We start from the raw sequence: 15,504 nt of genomic DNA, 5'->3' as shown, positions 1-15,504 counted from the left end.
CCTCGGCCGGATTCTACGTCAGAAATCGCCCCGCGCCATCTGAAAAGCACCCGCAGAATTCCGCTTCAGCGCAGGCCAGGGGATAAAAAGGCAGCCCTCATCCAAACACTGCTTTTTACATCGGCAAAAATATGCTTAAATCACAGATCCGTCCATGGTATTCTCTTTTTCGCTGGCCTTGGGAGACCTTCTATGCAGCTGACACCCGAAACAAACACTTCCACACCCGCCACTCCCCAGGAAGGGCCTGTGGACCTGCAGCAAGATATTGCCTATCCCATTCTCGGCAAGCTTGCCATTGACAGCGGCCTTCTCACCAAGGAACAACTCCGGCAGGCCATCTCTGAGATGCTTGCGGAAAAGAGTATGGGAAAAACCGTCTCCCTTGAAGAAATCCTCATCTCCAGGGGTTATATCCGACCCGCATCCATGGAAAAACTTCTGGCCAGCACCCTGCGCGCCATGGACCGTCAGTTCTGCACCCTTGCCCAGGAGGTGGGCATACTGGATTCTGCGGTCTGTGAAATGGCCCTCAGCATGCAGGCGGATGCATACCGGGAAGGCCGCCTGGTGCCGGTGAGCGAGATTCTCATGGAAAAGCAGATGCTCAGCCCTGAGCAGCAGGCTCACCTCTTATCCCGCATGCGGGGACAAAAAGCTCCTGCGCCGCAAAAACCCAAACCCTCCCTCCTGGAAGCATGGAAAGAGCAGGATAAAAAGCGGGAAATCACAGCCAGTTCCAAGAAAATCCCGGCCGAGGAAATGGCCATTGCCCGTATGGCCCTTCAATACAATTTTATCACCACAGAGCAGCTGCAGACAGCCATCCAGCACTGGTCCCAAGCCCAGCAGAGCCTTGCACCCCGCAACCTCAGCCAGATTCTTGAAGACCTGGGGCTCATCAACCGCAAACAGATCAGCCTGCTTCACGCAGCCCGGCTTTTCCACGAAACGCGGCAGATGGATCAGATGTTCGGCCGCCTTTGCATACGCAACAACTTCTGCACCGAAGATGACGTCCTCCGGGCCTTGGACACCCAGCTTGCCAAGTTCAAGCGCAACCGGACCATCAAGCTGCTTGGCAATATCCTCATGGAAATGGACGTTCTTACCCATGAGCAGATGCTCTATGTACTCCGGGAACAGAAGCGGGTTCCGGACCAGAAGAAAAAAGAAGCCGAGCCCCATGTCCAGCAACCCACCATGCCCCTCAAGGATCCAGGGGTTTTTGTGGAAATCGAGGAGGATGGCCTCTCAGCCCGCCTCATGCCTGCCCCCCTGGTTTCTCCGGATCTCAGCCTTGCCGACCTTCTTCAGCTGATCAAGGCCGCAGGCGTGGTCTTTGGGCTTGTGCCGGAAAAAACCTTCGAGCGCTACCTCACAGATCCTGAGGCTCAGCAGGCCCCCTTTGAAATCGCCCAGGGTATTCCTCCGAAAGATCCCGAAGATGGGTATATCCGTTATGGCTTTGATCCTGATTACCTCAAGGTCGGTTCCGTTGATCCCGATGGCAACATCGACTACTTCAATCGGGGCGAGGTTCCCTTCATCCGGGCCCGTACCCTTCTGGCAGAACGCATTCCCCCCAAAGAAGGCGCGCCGGGTATGAAGGTCACAGGGGAAGAAGCTTTACCCAAAGAGCCCAGGGATGTGGAACTGCGGGCCGGCAGCGGTGCAGAACTTTCCCTGGATGGTCAGATGGTCCATGCCCTCATCGACGGTCAGCCCCACACCACCCTGGGCGGGAAAATTTCCGTGTTTCCCGAGATGAATATTCAGGGCGACGTGGATCTTAAAACCGGCCATGTGTCCTTTGCCGGTGCCATCCGCATCCAGGGCAGTGTGCAGCCCGGATTCCGGGTTGAAGCCGCATCCGCCTCTGTAACGGCGGTGACGGATGCGGATATCACCGTGACCGGCGATCTTGTGGTCAAAGACGGTGTCATCGGAGCCCGAATCCGTGCAGGCGGCATGGTACAGGCCAAATTTGTCGTGGATTCGGAGATCCTTGCCTTTGGCAATATCGTGGTGGAAAAGGAAATCATCAATTCTGTCATCCGCACCAGCAGCACCCTGGCCCTGCCTGGCGGCAAACTCATTGCCAGTGAAGCTGCGGCCAGGGGCGGCATGGAAATCTATGAGGTCGGTACGGACAAGTCTGCTCCCTGCCGCCTTTTCATCGGTGTGGATTTTCATATACAAAGTGAAAGCCAGCGCCTGCGCCAGGAATCCGCCAGACTTAAAAAGGAAATTGAAACCACACAAAAAAGCATCCAGAACCTGGAAAATCAGCAGATCGAGCTGCATAAAGCCATCGCCAAGAAAGCCCAGCTCCAGGACCATAACCTGCGCCTCATCACCAAACTTTCCGCAGCCCTTACCCAGAACAATCCCAAGGCCGCAGCCATCACCAACCACATCGCCCACCTTAAGGCGGAAAATCAGGCAGCTGAAACGGCCATTACGGAACTCTTTGCCGAGCAGGACAAGATACTCGACCACATTCTGGGGGAACAGACAAAAATGGAGACCCTTTCCAAGGCCGTGGAGGAAACCCGCAGCGAGTATCAGGCCCTCATGGACTGGAACAAAATCCATACGCCCAAACCCATGCTGAGGCTCAAAGGCCCCATGGCCTCCGGCACCCTCATCACCGCCACCAAATCCCAGATCAGCATCAAGGAAAAGGTCCGGAACATGGTCTTCACCGAAGTCCAGACCACAGACTATGAAGGAGAACCCAGCTGGGCCATCCGGATGCAGAACAAGTAGTCCCTTCCACCCATGGCCCCAAAACCCAGACCAAAGAATCTGTGGGCTCTTTGATCTCCGCACGTCCTCTTGAGATTTTATGCGGGCCGGAAAAGGAAAAGACTTTTGACTCTGGCATCATTATTTTAAGCCTTGACAAAAAAGCCAAAGGCTACGATGGTGTTTACGGTAACAAAATTGTCCTGAAAGGGATAAGATTTATCGGTTTTCCTGCTCCTTCCATCTATAGATACCCGGATCCCGAATCACCCGATCCCAAGCCCCCAGGAAATATGATCATGTCTGAATCCGAAAAACTGAGCGCAAGCCTTGAGGATTACCTTGAAACCATTTTTCATGTGGTTGCTGAAAAACAGGCCGCGCGCGCCAAAGATATCGCCAAACGCCTGAATGTAAACAACTCTTCTGTCACCGGTGCCCTCCGCTCCCTCTCGGAAAAGGGATACATCAACTACGCACCCTATGACCTGATCACCCTCACGGCAAAGGGTACAGAACTGGCGCGGGATGTGGTTCGCCGCCATGAAGCGCTTCAGGACTTTTTCACCAAAATCCTCCAGATCCCACCGGACGAAGCCGAAGATGCCGCCTGTAAAATGGAGCATGCCATCTCCCCCAACATTCTCAACCGCCTGATCCAGTTTGTGGAATTTGTGGATATCTGCCCCAGGGGCGGTGAAGACTGGATCCGTGGCTTTGGTCGCCACTGTGAACGCTCCGAAGTGGGCGGATGCGAATCCTGCCTTTCCAACTGCGTCAGCGAACTTCAGGAAAAAAAAGAGCTCATCCAGGATCCTGCCAAGGCCCTTGTTCCCCTCTCCCGCATGAAACCCGGTGACAAGGCCGTGCTTTCCATCCTGGCTGGCCGGGCTTCCGCCCTCAGGCATCTCAATGAAATTGAGGCAGGTCCGGGTAATGTGGTGGAAATTGAAGCTGCCGACCAGGAAAGCGAAAACCTCACCATCAAAATCAAAGGCTATCATCTGATCCTCCGCATTGAAGATGCGGAAAAAATCATGGTACTCCCCTGCTGACCATGGAGGCCTGCTCTCCCTGTGGGAGGTGCCGCCCGCCGGTTCCTCCCCTTTTCAAAACGCATAGCGCTCCATGCAAGGGGCTTAGGGGATGCCTCCTCAGGCAGATACGGGTTTTTCCGCCTCAGCGGAACAGCGTTTTTTTTTGCTGGCAAATTTCTCAGCCCCTTGTTATACATACCCAAATGAAAAATATGTTAAACTTCTGGATCCGGTTTCCCGCCTATTTTCTGGGTACGCTGGTTCTTTTTTTCCTCTATTCCCATCCCCTGGAAAGATGGATGGAAGCGGGAAACGATGCCCTCAAAATCATTCAGACCCGTCAGGACATTCAGGAAACCGCCCTTGCCCTGGAAGCCCACTACAAAACCACGGGCCACTATCCCGCACCCGGTGATCTGGATGACTTTCTGCGGCAGCGATTCCCGGACGCACTGAAACGCCAGATTCCCATTGATCGCTGGGGCAACCCCCTGCGCTACAAGACCACCGAAGACCAAAGGGGATTCTTCCTGGTCAGCATGGGAAGGGATGGTCTGCCGGATACCCCCCATGATTTTGGCATCCAGATTTTTTACTGGACGCCCAGGGAAGAAGAAAAACCTTTTCCTTCCGAAGAAACCGTGCTTCCCGAATCCGGGACATCACAGGAAGCCTCCAAATGAAAAAGCAGATCCTCCTGGGTACAGATCGTCGTCAAACCCGCCGTTTTCCAGCCAAGGCCTCAGCCTTTGCCGTCCTCAGCGGCAATCCTGTGCGCATCGGTCAGATTCTGGATTTAAGCTGCATGGGGCTGGCCTTTACCTATCTTTCCGACATCGACTGGCCCCATCCTCCCCTGTCCGCAGAAGACTTTCTCACCCTGCATTGCGAGGGATGGCATATCCGTCTCCAACCCAATCAGTATCGCATTGTAACGGATCGTCCCTTTGCCCCCACCTTCTCCCTCAGCCATATTCCCATGCGCAGAATATCCTTCAGTCTCTGCCACCTCAGCCCCGAGGAAAAAAGCCTCCTGAAGGAATACCGGCGCCCCTGAAGCCCCCCTGCCCTGCTTTCTCTCCAGGCTTCAGCTCCCCCCTTGTTTCCCATTCAGGAACCCGTTCACCGAGCAATTATCTAAAAATTTTAGTTGACACAAATAATTTTTAAAAATAAAAAAGCCCCAGGACACCATACCCAGGAGGCCCCATGACCCCCATGCTCCACCACAAGTTCAGCCTATCTCCTTCCCCCATCCCCGCAGAAGCCTGGATGCCTTCAGAAGTACGCTTCCTTTCCGTCTGGGAAATCCCTCAGATGATGAAGTGCCCTCTGATGGGTACCTGTCTTTCCATTGAAGACCACCAGCGCCTGCTCAAAAAAGCCGGAATCTGCACTCGCCGCATGTCACCTCCGGCCCTGCACGAAGCGGTGATGACCCACATCGAAGGCCCCACCAAAGCCGCCAGAAGAATCGATGCCTTTTTCAGAAAAAACTTTGAATCCCAGGCCCTTCCATGGCTCCATGCCTCTGAGCCGGAAATCCGCAAACTCTGGGATCAGGGTCTTGAAAACGGAGACATCGAACGCCCCCTCTACATCATTGCCTGCCGGTCCAACATCTCTTCGGCCCTTCAGTTCCATGCCTTTGGCATCCTTCACATGCTGGGACATACGGCCAAAAGGGATCTCATGGAATGCCGCAGAACCATCACAAAGCTGGAAAACGCTCTGGCCTCAGAGGGGGAAAACCTTCGGAAAATTCAGCGGGAACAGGTAGAGGAAAGAAAACGCATGCAGGGAGAAATGGGCTTGCTCCAGGAGCATCTTCGGGCTCTGAGCCACGCTCCTTCCCTTTCTTCCGAAAAAAAGGAAAGCCCGAGGGAAACCCTCGACCTTCTCAATGAGCGGGTACGGCGTCTCAAGGAAAAAAACCAGGCCCTCACCGAACGGATCCGCAAGCTGGAGGCCGAACGGGAAAACCAGCGCCGGAGTCTTGAACCCCTGGAAACACGTCCTGGGGCAGGCCCTTCGCCCATGACCTTCCTTGTTCCGGATGCCGTCCCCTGGAATACCTCTGTCAGTGAAAACAGCCCACCCCCTCTCATGGACAAGCGTATCCTTGTGGTGGGGGGACGTCCCTGCATGCGTGCACGCTACCGCGATGCCGTGGAATCCGCTGGAGGACACTTTGAATACCATGACGGCTGCATCCACGGCGGCAAACAAACCCTGGAGTCCAGGGTACGGCGCTCGGATCTTGTACTTTGCCCTGTCAACTGCAACAGTCATGGCGCCTGCGGACTGGTTAAGGAAATCTGCCGCAAACACGGAAAATGCCTGCGCATGCTCGATTCCTTCAGCTGCTCAGCCATTGCCTCAGCCCTCAGCAAGGCCGCAGCCCCCTCCTCGCCGGAATCGGAAAACACCCACTCCCCGCCCCTCATCGCTGGAAACCGATTTTCCGCCATGGCGCCCTGACATTTCCCCGTCCGCACCCGCATCCCGCCCTCTTAAGCCCTTCGGAAAATCCCCTTCAGGCCCTTATGCCCGGTGCGGACGGTTTTCTTTCACACTCTAAAAAAGCCCCTGTCTTCTGAGTCCGGTAAGCTGAATGGACGCATCATTCCCACCTTGGCAGCGGCCAGAGAATTTCAGAAGAAAAACAACCATCGCTCTGCCCCAGGCCTCGCTGGCAGCCCCATTTTTTCCTGAACACCGCTGCATCCCCCTTTCAGAACCCGACCCTTCATTTTTTTCATTCCAAAAACAAAATGCACTTTGACTTCTCCTCGCCTTCCTTTCTATACTCCTCGCGGATCTTTCAAGGCCAACCCCCCAAGGCAGGAGCAAACCCATGGCCTCCCCCCCCGAAGAAATACCCAACCCACTTGAATCCAAAGCATTACTGGCCTGTCTTGAAGTCGGCAAACGTCTCACATCCACACTGGACCTCAATGAAATTCTCCAGCTCATCATGGAAAAAGTCAGCGCTCTGGTGGCTGCGGATCACTGGTCCCTTCTCCTCAAAGATGACAACACCGGAGATCTCAGCTTTAAAATCGTTGTGGGCATTGAAAAGGAAAAGCTTTCCGCCATACGCATCGCAAAGGGCCGGGGCATCGCCGGTCATGTGGCAGAAAGCTGTGAAGCCCTCTTTGTGGAAGATGTGAAAAAAGATCCCCGCTTTTTTCCCGACGTGGATGCCATCACAGGTTTTGAAACCCACTCCATCTTCTGTTTTCCCCTGTGCATACACGGCAAGGTGCTGGGCGTGATCGAAATTCTCAATCTCAAGGATCTTCACATCTTTAAAAGCAGTCACCTGCCCATCCTCACCCTGCTTGCCGATTATGCGGCCATCGCCATACGCAACGCCCAGTTTCTGGAACGCATCCGCCAGCTCAGCATCACCGATGAATACACAGGACTCTTCAATGCCCGCTATATGCATGAAGCTCTGGAAACCATGATTCGAAATGCGGAAAGGCTGGGAGAAAAGCTCGCTGTGGCTTTTATGGATATGGATCACTTCAAGGAGGTGGTGGACAACTACGGACATCTGATGGGGTCCCGGGTTCTCCGGGAAGTGGGGGAAACCCTGACCCAAACCCTTGGAGCCAGCGATCTTCCCGCCAAATACGGGGGGGATGAGTACATTATTCTTATGCCCGGATGCGACCGGGATGCTGCGGAAAAAAAACTCAACATGCTCCTTGAGACCATCCGTCGTACGCCCTACCTGACTTCCGGGCCGCAGGCCCCTGTCCGGGTTACGGCAAGCCTTGGTTTTGCCGTTTATCCGGACGACGCCCGCAGCAAAAAAGATCTGCTGCTCTTGGCGGACAAGGCCATGTACAGTGTCAAGAAACACCGCAAAAATGCTGTGGCTTCATGGAAAAAAAGCCTTGCGCTTCCATAAAAAAACAAGCCTCCAGGGGCATCCTGGCCGGGATCGAACCACGACACATACCGCATCACTTATCGCTGCTTCCTTCCGGACCTGACGAGGTTCGCGGGGGTATGTTACGTAGCGGCCGACCAGGATGCCCCTGGAGGCTCATTCATCGGCCTCCTTATACAGATCTTGAAGCTTCTTGACAAGGTATTCTTGATGCGATCGGCAAAGTCCCATCCCCTGCCCGTATCCTGCGATAAAAACGCAGCAGACCCCGCAGGCCAGACGCCCTTTTTTTCTCATGACCTTCAAGGCGCAAAACGCCCTTTTTTCATCCCCATATGAGCCCCCATGGACAATATCGCCTTTTTTCTTGAAAATCTCTGGGCAAGCCTGAAACACCACGGCATCGCACACACCCAAGACCGGATCCTCGTTGCCGTATCCGGTGGTGCGGACTCCATGGCCCTTCTCCATGGCCTCAGCGATCTCCAGGCCAGGCATGGAGCCTCCCTGGCCGTTGCCCACCTGAACCATGGCCTCAGACCCGAGGCGGATGAAGAGGAATCGTTTGTGGCAGAGCAGGCGGACCGGCTGGGCCTTGCCTTCCATCGCCACAGGGCCTTTTTGGACCGGGATTTCAGAAAATACGGCATTGAGGAAGCCGGACGCATGGCGCGCTACGCTTTTTTTGAAACCCTGTGCGCCCGTTTCGGCTACACCCGCATCGCCACAGCCCATCATGCCGATGACAGGGTGGAACAGATTCTCATGAACCTCATCCGGGGATGCGGGCCCGATGGACTCCAGGGCATTCCCGCTTCCCGGGGAAAGCAGATCCTACGTCCCCTCATGGGGCTGCACCGCAGCCACATTCTTGCCTATCTTCTGGGAAAAGGCCTTACATGGAAAGAAGACGCCTCCAACCAGGATACGCGCTTTCTACGAAACCGGATCCGCCACATTCTGCTGCCTCTCCTCGAAAGGGAATTTAACCCCGCCATAAAAAAAACCCTTCTGCGCACAGGGGATATTGCGGAAAAAGAAAACCTCTGGCTTTCCTCCCTCGTCCGGGAAACCTTCGCCTCCCTCCTTATTTACGAGGCTCCCGGCACCCGCCACCTGGATGCCCCAGGACTTTCCGGATTTCCCCCAGGCCTCCAGGCCCGCGTCCTCCGACATGCAATCCAGGAACTCACGGGAAATACCCAGGCCATCACCCAGACCCACATCGAAGCCATCACGACTCTTTTAAACCAAAAAGAATCCAGGCAATGCCATCTACCGGGAAAACTTCTCGTCCGTCTTTCCGCGGGCATACTGGAAATCCTGCGCTCGCCCCACGCCCTGCGCCACAAGGAAGATCCCGTGCCTACCTTTCGACAGCTTCTCTTACTGCCTGAGTGCCTGCCCCAGGAAATTCCTCTGCCTCCGGGCCTGGGCCGACTGAGAATCAGCGCGGACCCTCCGCCATCTCTGGCTCCTGGTATCCATCAGGCCATTCCCCCAAGCTGCTTTCCCCTGATCCTGCGCGCCCTTATTCCCGGAGACCGCATGCGGCCCGCAGGAAGGGGAGGATCCCGCAAGATTTTTCCCCTTCTTTCCGAGGCAAAAGTCCCCCTGCACCTGAGAGCCATGCGGCCTGTCGTGGCAAGGGAGAAAGAAATTCTCTGGGTGCCTGGCCTGCCGCCGGATGCCTCCTTATCCCCTCTTTCTTCTTCTGAAGAGCCCCTATGGCTTTCATGGAGAAGTGAAAATGGATGAGAAAATATCAAGATCTCTCACGAATTTTTTAAGAATGTGCTATAAGGAATCCGGTTTTCCGGATCCGGAAGACTCCCGCAGCCAGGATGGCCCCAGGCAGAGGACCGTGGCCTTTAACTTTTACTTGCCTAGTGTGCCATGATGGTTACTATATGCAGGACGTTTTGCCCGCACCGTTTTTTTACGGACAAACTTCCACGCTCCAGGAGGGCGCATTGAACCCATTTTACAAAAATTTATCCTTGTGGCTCGTAATCATCCTCATGATGATCATGCTGTACAACATCTTCAACCAGCCCCAGTATACCGAAGAAAACATCGGATATTCCGATTTCCTCGCCATGGTGGACAGAGAACAGATCGCCAATGTGACCATACAGGGCAGAGATCTCCTTGTGGTCACCCAGACCAATCAGAGATTCAAAGTCTTTTCTCCTGAAGATCCGGACCTCATTCCCATGCTCCGCGCCAAGGGTGTTGCCATCAAGGCCAAACCCCCGGCGGAATCCCCCTGGTTTGTCTCCGTGCTGGTATCCTGGCTGCCCATGCTTCTGCTCATCGGGGTGTGGATTTTCTTCATGCGTCAGATGCAGGGAGGCGGCGGTAAGGCCATGAGCTTTGGCAAAAGCCGGGCACGCCTCATGGACGAAAACACCACGCGGGTCACCTTTGTGGATGTGGCCGGTGTGGAGGAAGCCAAGGAAGAGTTGCAGGAGATTGTGGATTTTCTCCGGGACCCGAAAAAATTTACCCGCCTGGGTGGCCGCATTCCCAAGGGTGTCCTTCTCACCGGCTCACCGGGTACGGGCAAAACCCTCCTTGCACGGGCTGTGGCCGGTGAGGCAGGGGTTCCCTTTTTCAGTATTTCCGGCTCCGATTTTGTGGAAATGTTCGTGGGTGTGGGGGCTTCCCGTGTCCGGGATCTTTTCAACCAGGGGAAAAAAAACGCACCCTGCATCATCTTCATCGATGAAATCGACGCCGTGGGCCGCCAGCGCGGCGCTGGTCTTGGCGGAGGCCATGACGAACGGGAACAGACCTTAAACCAGATGCTTGTGGAAATGGATGGTTTTGAGTCCAACGAAGGCGTGATCCTCATCGCCGCCACGAACCGTCCGGATGTACTGGACCCGGCCCTGCTCCGGCCCGGCCGCTTTGACCGTCAGGTGGTCGTTCCTCTGCCCGACATTGCCGGAAGGGAAGCCATCCTGCGGGTACACATGAAGCGTTCTCCCATTGCCAAGGATGTGAATGTCAAAGTTCTGGCCAAGGGCACGCCCGGGTTTTCCGGAGCAGACCTTGAAAACATGGTGAATGAAGCCGCCCTCATTGCTGCCAAACGCAACAAAGACTTCCTTGACATGAAGGACTTTGAAGACGCCAAAGACAAAGTCTATATGGGGCTTGAGCGCAAATCCAATGTCATGAGCGAAGAAGAAAAAAGAGTCACAGCCTACCACGAGGCAGGGCACGCCCTTGTGGCAAGGCTGCTGCCCTTCACAGACCCTGTGAACAAGATCACCATTATCCCCAGGGGACGGGCCGCAGGCATCACCTGGTTCCTTCCCGATGAAAGTGCTTTCCGTTACAAAGACCAGCTCATCAGCGGACTTTCCGTGGCCTTTGGCGGCCGAGCAGCCGAAGAGCTTATCTTCAAGCGCATCAGCACAGGAGCCGCAAACGATATCAAGCAGGCCACGGATGTGGCCCAGCGCATGGTGCGCTCCTGGGGCATGAGCGAAGACCTGGGCCCCATTTCCTACGCCAAAGGAGACGAACAGATTTTCCTTGGCCGGGAGATCGGCCAGAGCCGGGATTACTCCGACGAGACGGCCCGTAAGATTGATTCTGAAATCGCAGCCTTCATCCACGGGGCTTACACCCGTGCCCTGGATGTCCTCACCCATCACCTTGAAATTCTGCATAAACTTGCGGATATGCTCCTTGAGAAAGAAACCGTATCCGGCAAGGAACTGGATGACCTCATCCTTTCAATCAAACCGGACATCGTCTTTCCCTCCCACCTTCCGGAAATGGAGGAGGATGACAACCTTTACGATCCTCCGCCCCAGCCCCGGTCTGCCATGAAGCCCTCGGTGAACAGCGAAGATGCCATGGATGGGGAGGCATCCGAAGAAAAGGTCCGCACCGAAGAAGATCTTCCGCATGCAGAAGCAGAAGAAAAATCGGAGACAGAAAACCCAAGGCCTCCCCAGACCCCCTGATTCTGACAGGCCGACTCCCCTCTTGTCCGGGTCCTTGTTTTTCCCAAAAAAAAGGACCCGGTTTCTTTTCCCCCTTATGCTTAAGGCCATCCATGTCCGGTCTTTTCTTACGCACAGCCCGGGGCAGCCTTGTGGTCAGGGATCGCTGCGCCATCATGGGCATCCTCAACTGCACCCCAGACTCCTTTTCCGACGGTGGCCGCTATCTCGACCTTGAAGCCGCCCTCTCCCATGCCCGCAATCTCATTGCCCAGGGCGCGGATATCCTGGATATCGGAGGGGAATCCACCCGCCCCTTTTCCCAGCCCGTTTCCGCAGAAGAGGAGTGCCGCAGGGTTCTTCCCCTTATCCGGGAGCTTCGCAGGGAAACCGACATCCCCATTTCCATCGACACCCACAAGGCCAAGGTAGCCCAAGGTGCCCTTGAAGCCGGAGCGGATATGGTCAACGACATCTCCGCACTGGGCGATCCCGATATGCTGAGCCTATGCGCAGACACGGGCGCCGCATGTATTCTGATGCACATGCAAGGCACCCCGCAGACCATGCAGCTTGCCCCCGGTTATGCCGATACGATCCATGAAATCATGATTTTTCTGGAAGAAAAAATAAAAGCAGCGGTGGCAGGAGGCCTTGAAAGGGATCGGATTCTGGTGGATCCGGGCATTGGATTCGGAAAAACTCTGGAAGACAACCTTCAGATTCTCGCCAACCTGGATGCCTTCCGATCCTTGGGCTACCCGCTTCTTCTGGGCGCTTCCCGCAAACGCTTCCTCCGTACCCTCACCACCCGCCATGGTAGAGAACCCGCGCCCTCCAGCACCGAGGTTCTGGCCGGCACGCTCACCACCAGCATCCTCGCCGCCCAGGCCAAGGTATCCGTTATCCGGGTCCATGATGTGGCTGCCACACGGGCCGCCTTCGATGTGCTGGATGCCATTGAACGGGCGCGCCCTTAAAAATCCCGCCTCCTCCCGCAAGTCCCCACTTGGGCCGCATATCTTCCTTGACAAAGTTTCGGGTTTGCAGGAATGTTCCCACGCTTTTCCCACAAACCCTACGAGGAGGTCCCATGCTGCTGGTGATTGATGTCGGAAACACCAACACCGTGATCGGTATTTTCGAAAAGGATGTACTCCGCAAAGACTGGCGCGTACCGTCCAGGCGGGATACCACGGCCGACGAATTTTATGTGCTCATCAAAAATCTTTTTCAAGATGCGGATATTCCCCTGGAGAGCATTGAAAAAACCATCATTTCCTGCGTAGTACCCCCCATGGCTCCGGTACTGGACGCCTTCTGCCGACGCCGTCTCAGCGGCGCTCCGCCCCACTGGATCACGGCCGCCTCGGTCCGGGGATGGATGCCCATCCTCTATACCAACCCTGCGGAGGTGGGTGCAGACCGCATTGTCAACGCCGTGGCCGCCTACCATCGCTATGCCCAGGCCCTCATTGTCATTGACTTTGGAACCGCCACCACCTTTGATGTGATCTCCACCCAGGGAGAATACCTGGGTGGCGCCATCTCTCCAGGCATTGCCATTGCTGCGGATGCCCTTTTCCAGAGAGCATCCAAGCTGCCCAGGGTGGCCCTTTTCAACCCGCCCGCAAACGTCATCGGCAAGGACACGGAAAGCAGTCTCAAATCTGGTATTCTCCATGGCTATGCCGCACTGGTGGATGGCATGGTGGACAAAATCCGGGAAGAGATGGAAGGCCCCGCCAAGGTCATTGCCACAGGCGGCCTTGCGCCCCTCATGCAGGCCGTCTCCCGCACCATTGAGCTTGTGGACAGCAATCTCACCCTTGAAGGTCTGCGCCTCCTCAGCCAACGCCTGCAATGAAACACATAAGGATCCGGACAAAACGGGCTTCTGTCCGGATCCCCAAAAAGGCACATCCTGAATTTCCCCTCGGACGGGGCATGTCCCTATTTCTTTCAAATGGACACGAGTCAGCGCCGCCCCTCCTCTTTCAGAGCTTCCAGAAAAACCTCATAGAAATGCCTGGAATCCGCAATCCCCTGCTTCAGAAGACGTTCCAGATCAGGAACATGGCGCACATTTACCACAAGGTTGACACTCCGGACAAAGGCCACCAGGGAATCCAGGGTGCTGTGACGCTGGGAAAGCATCACCACAAACATCTCCCTGCGCAGCATCATGGGCAAACGCTCCAGGTACAAAAGTACGGAATTGCGCTCCGCACTCACCTCGCCAAACCCCTCATACACCACCACCAGATGACAGGTGTGCATGCGCAGAACCTTGAGCGCCTCATGGGGCGCGCCCACGCACATGACCTGGTACTCCATGAGCTCCAGAGTGTGCCGTATCTCATCCAGAAGATCCGGATCTTCCACACACACCAGGGCCCGTTCCCCCTCCTCTTCGGCAAAGGTCAGGGCAGAAACCGCAGGGCTGTTTTCCCGTCCCCCCTCCATGGAGGCCGGTGACCGCGGAAACGCTTCTTTACTCCGCCCTCCATCCGGCGCTGTAAAGGAAAAACGATGGCGACACTTCGGACAGGTCACAGCCACGGTCTTTCCTGGTGGAATTTTTCCGGACGGAACACGAAATGCGCTCTGACAACCTTCACACACCAGGGTCATGCCTTCTTCCGCAACCATTTAAAAGCCCTCCCGCCGCCGACCGTAACCCCGGTCAATTTCCAGGTTGCTGATGTCCGTGGTGCTTTCCCCCCGGGCTGCCTTGATCTGATCCAGCCCCCTGCCCACGGTCTCCCGCCTGGAGGCATAGGAAAGGGCCGTTGCCTCGGTGATCAGGCCCTTTTCATACAGGTGGAGGATGGAATCATCAAAGGTGCACATGCCTCTGTGCCGCCCGGCCTGGATCATTTCATAAAAGGTTTTGCCCTCAGACTCCCCATGCATGATAATTTCCTTGACCCGCAGACTGGTTCCAAGGATTTCAAAGGCTGCAACCCGCCCGCCCCCCACCTTGGGTAAAAGCCGCTGGCAGATGATCCACTTCACCGAATCCCCCAGGCGGATGCGCATCTGCCTTTCCTCTTCACTATCAAACATCCCCACAATGCGGTTCACGGTCTTTCCCGCATCCACGGTATGCAGGGTGGTCAGAACCAGGTGCCCGGTTTCCGCAGCACGAAGCCCGATCTCCACCGAATCCCGATCCCGCATCTCTCCCACCAGAATCACCTTGGGCGCCTGTCGCAGGGCTGCACGCAGACCTGTGCTGTAATCCGGGAAATCCACACCCAGTTCCCGCTGATTAAAGGTGGATTTTTTCTGGGGATGCTGGTACTCCACCGGATCCTCCAGGGTGACCACATGCACCTCCTGGCTCGTGTTAATGGCGTCCAGAATGGCGGCAAGGCTTGTGGACTTTCCCGATCCCGTGGCTCCGGTTACAAAAATCAACCCGTTTTTTTCTGCAGCCACCTGATGGAAAACCTCCGGAAGCCCCAGGGTTTCAATGCTGGGAATGCGCGCCTCCAGCTTCCGCAGCACCGTGGAGTAATTCCCCCCGGACTGGGAAAAGACGTTCACGCGGAATCTGGCCTTACCCGGAAGGCTGTAGGAAAGATCGCAGGATCCGTCCCTCACCAGTTGCTGGGCCATGCGCCTGTTCCGGCCAATGAGGGTCAGGGCCAGCACTTCCGTCTGATAGGGCGTGAGGGATGGCAGAGGAGGATCCATGGGAACGCCCTGCAGACGCCCGTCACTTTCCACCTGGGGCGGACGGCCTGCGGTAAAATTAAGATCTGACACATTCTGCCTGAAATCCAGCATCTGGGTGAGAATATGATCTATTTCCTGTTTTTTCATGGCGCTACGTCCCTTTTCA

Annotated in this window: 12 protein-coding genes and 1 other RNA gene; 10 read left to right on the top strand and 3 right to left on the bottom strand. The window is 55.7% G+C overall.

Annotated elements, in window-relative coordinates:
• The first annotated feature begins 192 nt into the window (after positions 1 to 192).
• The 6 genes from RBR60_RS05185 to RBR60_RS05160 all read left to right on the top strand — a co-directional run bounded on the left by RBR60_RS05185 (position 193) and on the right by RBR60_RS05160 (position 7,710).
• Positions 193 to 2,772 (top strand): FapA family protein, encoded by a 2,580-nt coding sequence (locus RBR60_RS05185; protein WP_320354818.1) that lies wholly within the window; start codon positions 193 to 195, stop codon positions 2,770 to 2,772.
• A 278-nt stretch (positions 2,773 to 3,050) separates the two neighbouring features.
• Positions 3,051 to 3,806, top strand: a complete 756-nt coding sequence (locus RBR60_RS05180; protein ID WP_320354817.1) for a metal-dependent transcriptional regulator — start codon at positions 3,051 to 3,053, stop codon at positions 3,804 to 3,806.
• 194 nt (positions 3,807 to 4,000) lie between these two features.
• The gene (locus RBR60_RS05175; RefSeq protein ID WP_320354816.1) at positions 4,001 to 4,471 is read left to right on the top strand and encodes a type II secretion system protein GspG; all 471 of its coding nucleotides are present in this window, start codon (positions 4,001 to 4,003) and stop codon (positions 4,469 to 4,471) included.
• Complete coding sequence (locus RBR60_RS05170) at positions 4,468 to 4,845, top strand: PilZ domain-containing protein (RefSeq protein ID WP_320354815.1); 378 nt, start codon at positions 4,468 to 4,470, stop codon at positions 4,843 to 4,845. Before RBR60_RS05175 ends, RBR60_RS05170 begins: the two co-directional genes overlap by 4 nt.
• Positions 4,846 to 4,997: 152 nt before the next feature.
• Positions 4,998 to 6,269, top strand: coding sequence for a DUF2325 domain-containing protein (locus tag RBR60_RS05165; RefSeq protein ID WP_320354814.1), 1,272 nt, complete (start codon positions 4,998 to 5,000; stop codon positions 6,267 to 6,269).
• Positions 6,270 to 6,645: 376 nt separating this feature from the next.
• Positions 6,646 to 7,710 (top strand): sensor domain-containing diguanylate cyclase, encoded by a 1,065-nt coding sequence (locus tag RBR60_RS05160; RefSeq protein ID WP_320354813.1) that lies wholly within the window; start codon positions 6,646 to 6,648, stop codon positions 7,708 to 7,710.
• A gap of 22 nt (positions 7,711 to 7,732) precedes the next feature.
• On the opposite strand, the gene ffs is transcribed toward RBR60_RS05160, so the two are convergent.
• An RNA gene (gene ffs, locus RBR60_RS05155) (signal recognition particle sRNA small type) lies at positions 7,733 to 7,831 on the bottom strand.
• A 206-nt stretch (positions 7,832 to 8,037) separates the two neighbouring features.
• Between ffs and tilS the strand changes: the two genes are divergently transcribed.
• The 4 genes from tilS to RBR60_RS05135 all read left to right on the top strand — a co-directional run bounded on the left by tilS (position 8,038) and on the right by RBR60_RS05135 (position 13,521).
• On the top strand, positions 8,038 to 9,450 hold the full coding sequence (tilS, locus tag RBR60_RS05150; RefSeq protein WP_320354812.1) for a tRNA lysidine(34) synthetase TilS: 1,413 nt from the start codon (positions 8,038 to 8,040) through the stop codon (positions 9,448 to 9,450).
• 215 nt (positions 9,451 to 9,665) lie between these two features.
• On the top strand, positions 9,666 to 11,675 hold the full coding sequence (gene ftsH / locus RBR60_RS05145) for an ATP-dependent zinc metalloprotease FtsH (RefSeq protein WP_320354811.1): 2,010 nt from the start codon (positions 9,666 to 9,668) through the stop codon (positions 11,673 to 11,675).
• Positions 11,676 to 11,767: 92 nt separating this feature from the next.
• Positions 11,768 to 12,634, top strand: coding sequence for a dihydropteroate synthase (gene folP, locus RBR60_RS05140; protein WP_320354810.1), 867 nt, complete (start codon positions 11,768 to 11,770; stop codon positions 12,632 to 12,634).
• A gap of 113 nt (positions 12,635 to 12,747) precedes the next feature.
• A complete protein-coding gene (locus RBR60_RS05135) occupies positions 12,748 to 13,521 on the top strand; it encodes a type III pantothenate kinase (protein WP_320354809.1) in 774 nt (257 codons plus the stop codon).
• 110 nt (positions 13,522 to 13,631) lie between these two features.
• On the opposite strand, the gene RBR60_RS05130 is transcribed toward RBR60_RS05135, so the two are convergent.
• Both RBR60_RS05130 and RBR60_RS05125 read right to left on the bottom strand, forming a co-directional pair.
• On the bottom strand, positions 13,632 to 14,288 hold the full coding sequence (locus RBR60_RS05130) for a zinc-ribbon domain-containing protein (protein WP_320354848.1): 657 nt from the start codon (positions 14,286 to 14,288) through the stop codon (positions 13,632 to 13,634).
• An 18-nt stretch (positions 14,289 to 14,306) separates the two neighbouring features.
• Positions 14,307 to 15,485, bottom strand: a complete 1,179-nt coding sequence (locus RBR60_RS05125; RefSeq protein WP_320354808.1) for a PilT/PilU family type 4a pilus ATPase — start codon at positions 15,483 to 15,485, stop codon at positions 14,307 to 14,309.
• Between the last annotated feature and the right edge of the window lie 19 nt (positions 15,486 to 15,504).

The sequence above is a fragment of the Desulfobotulus sp. genome, from assembly GCF_034006065.1.
GTDB lineage: Bacteria > Desulfobacterota > Desulfobacteria > Desulfobacterales > ASO4-4 > Desulfobotulus.
The sequence above is the reverse complement of the archived record's forward strand: the minus strand, read 5'-3'. Positions and strand labels throughout refer to the sequence as shown.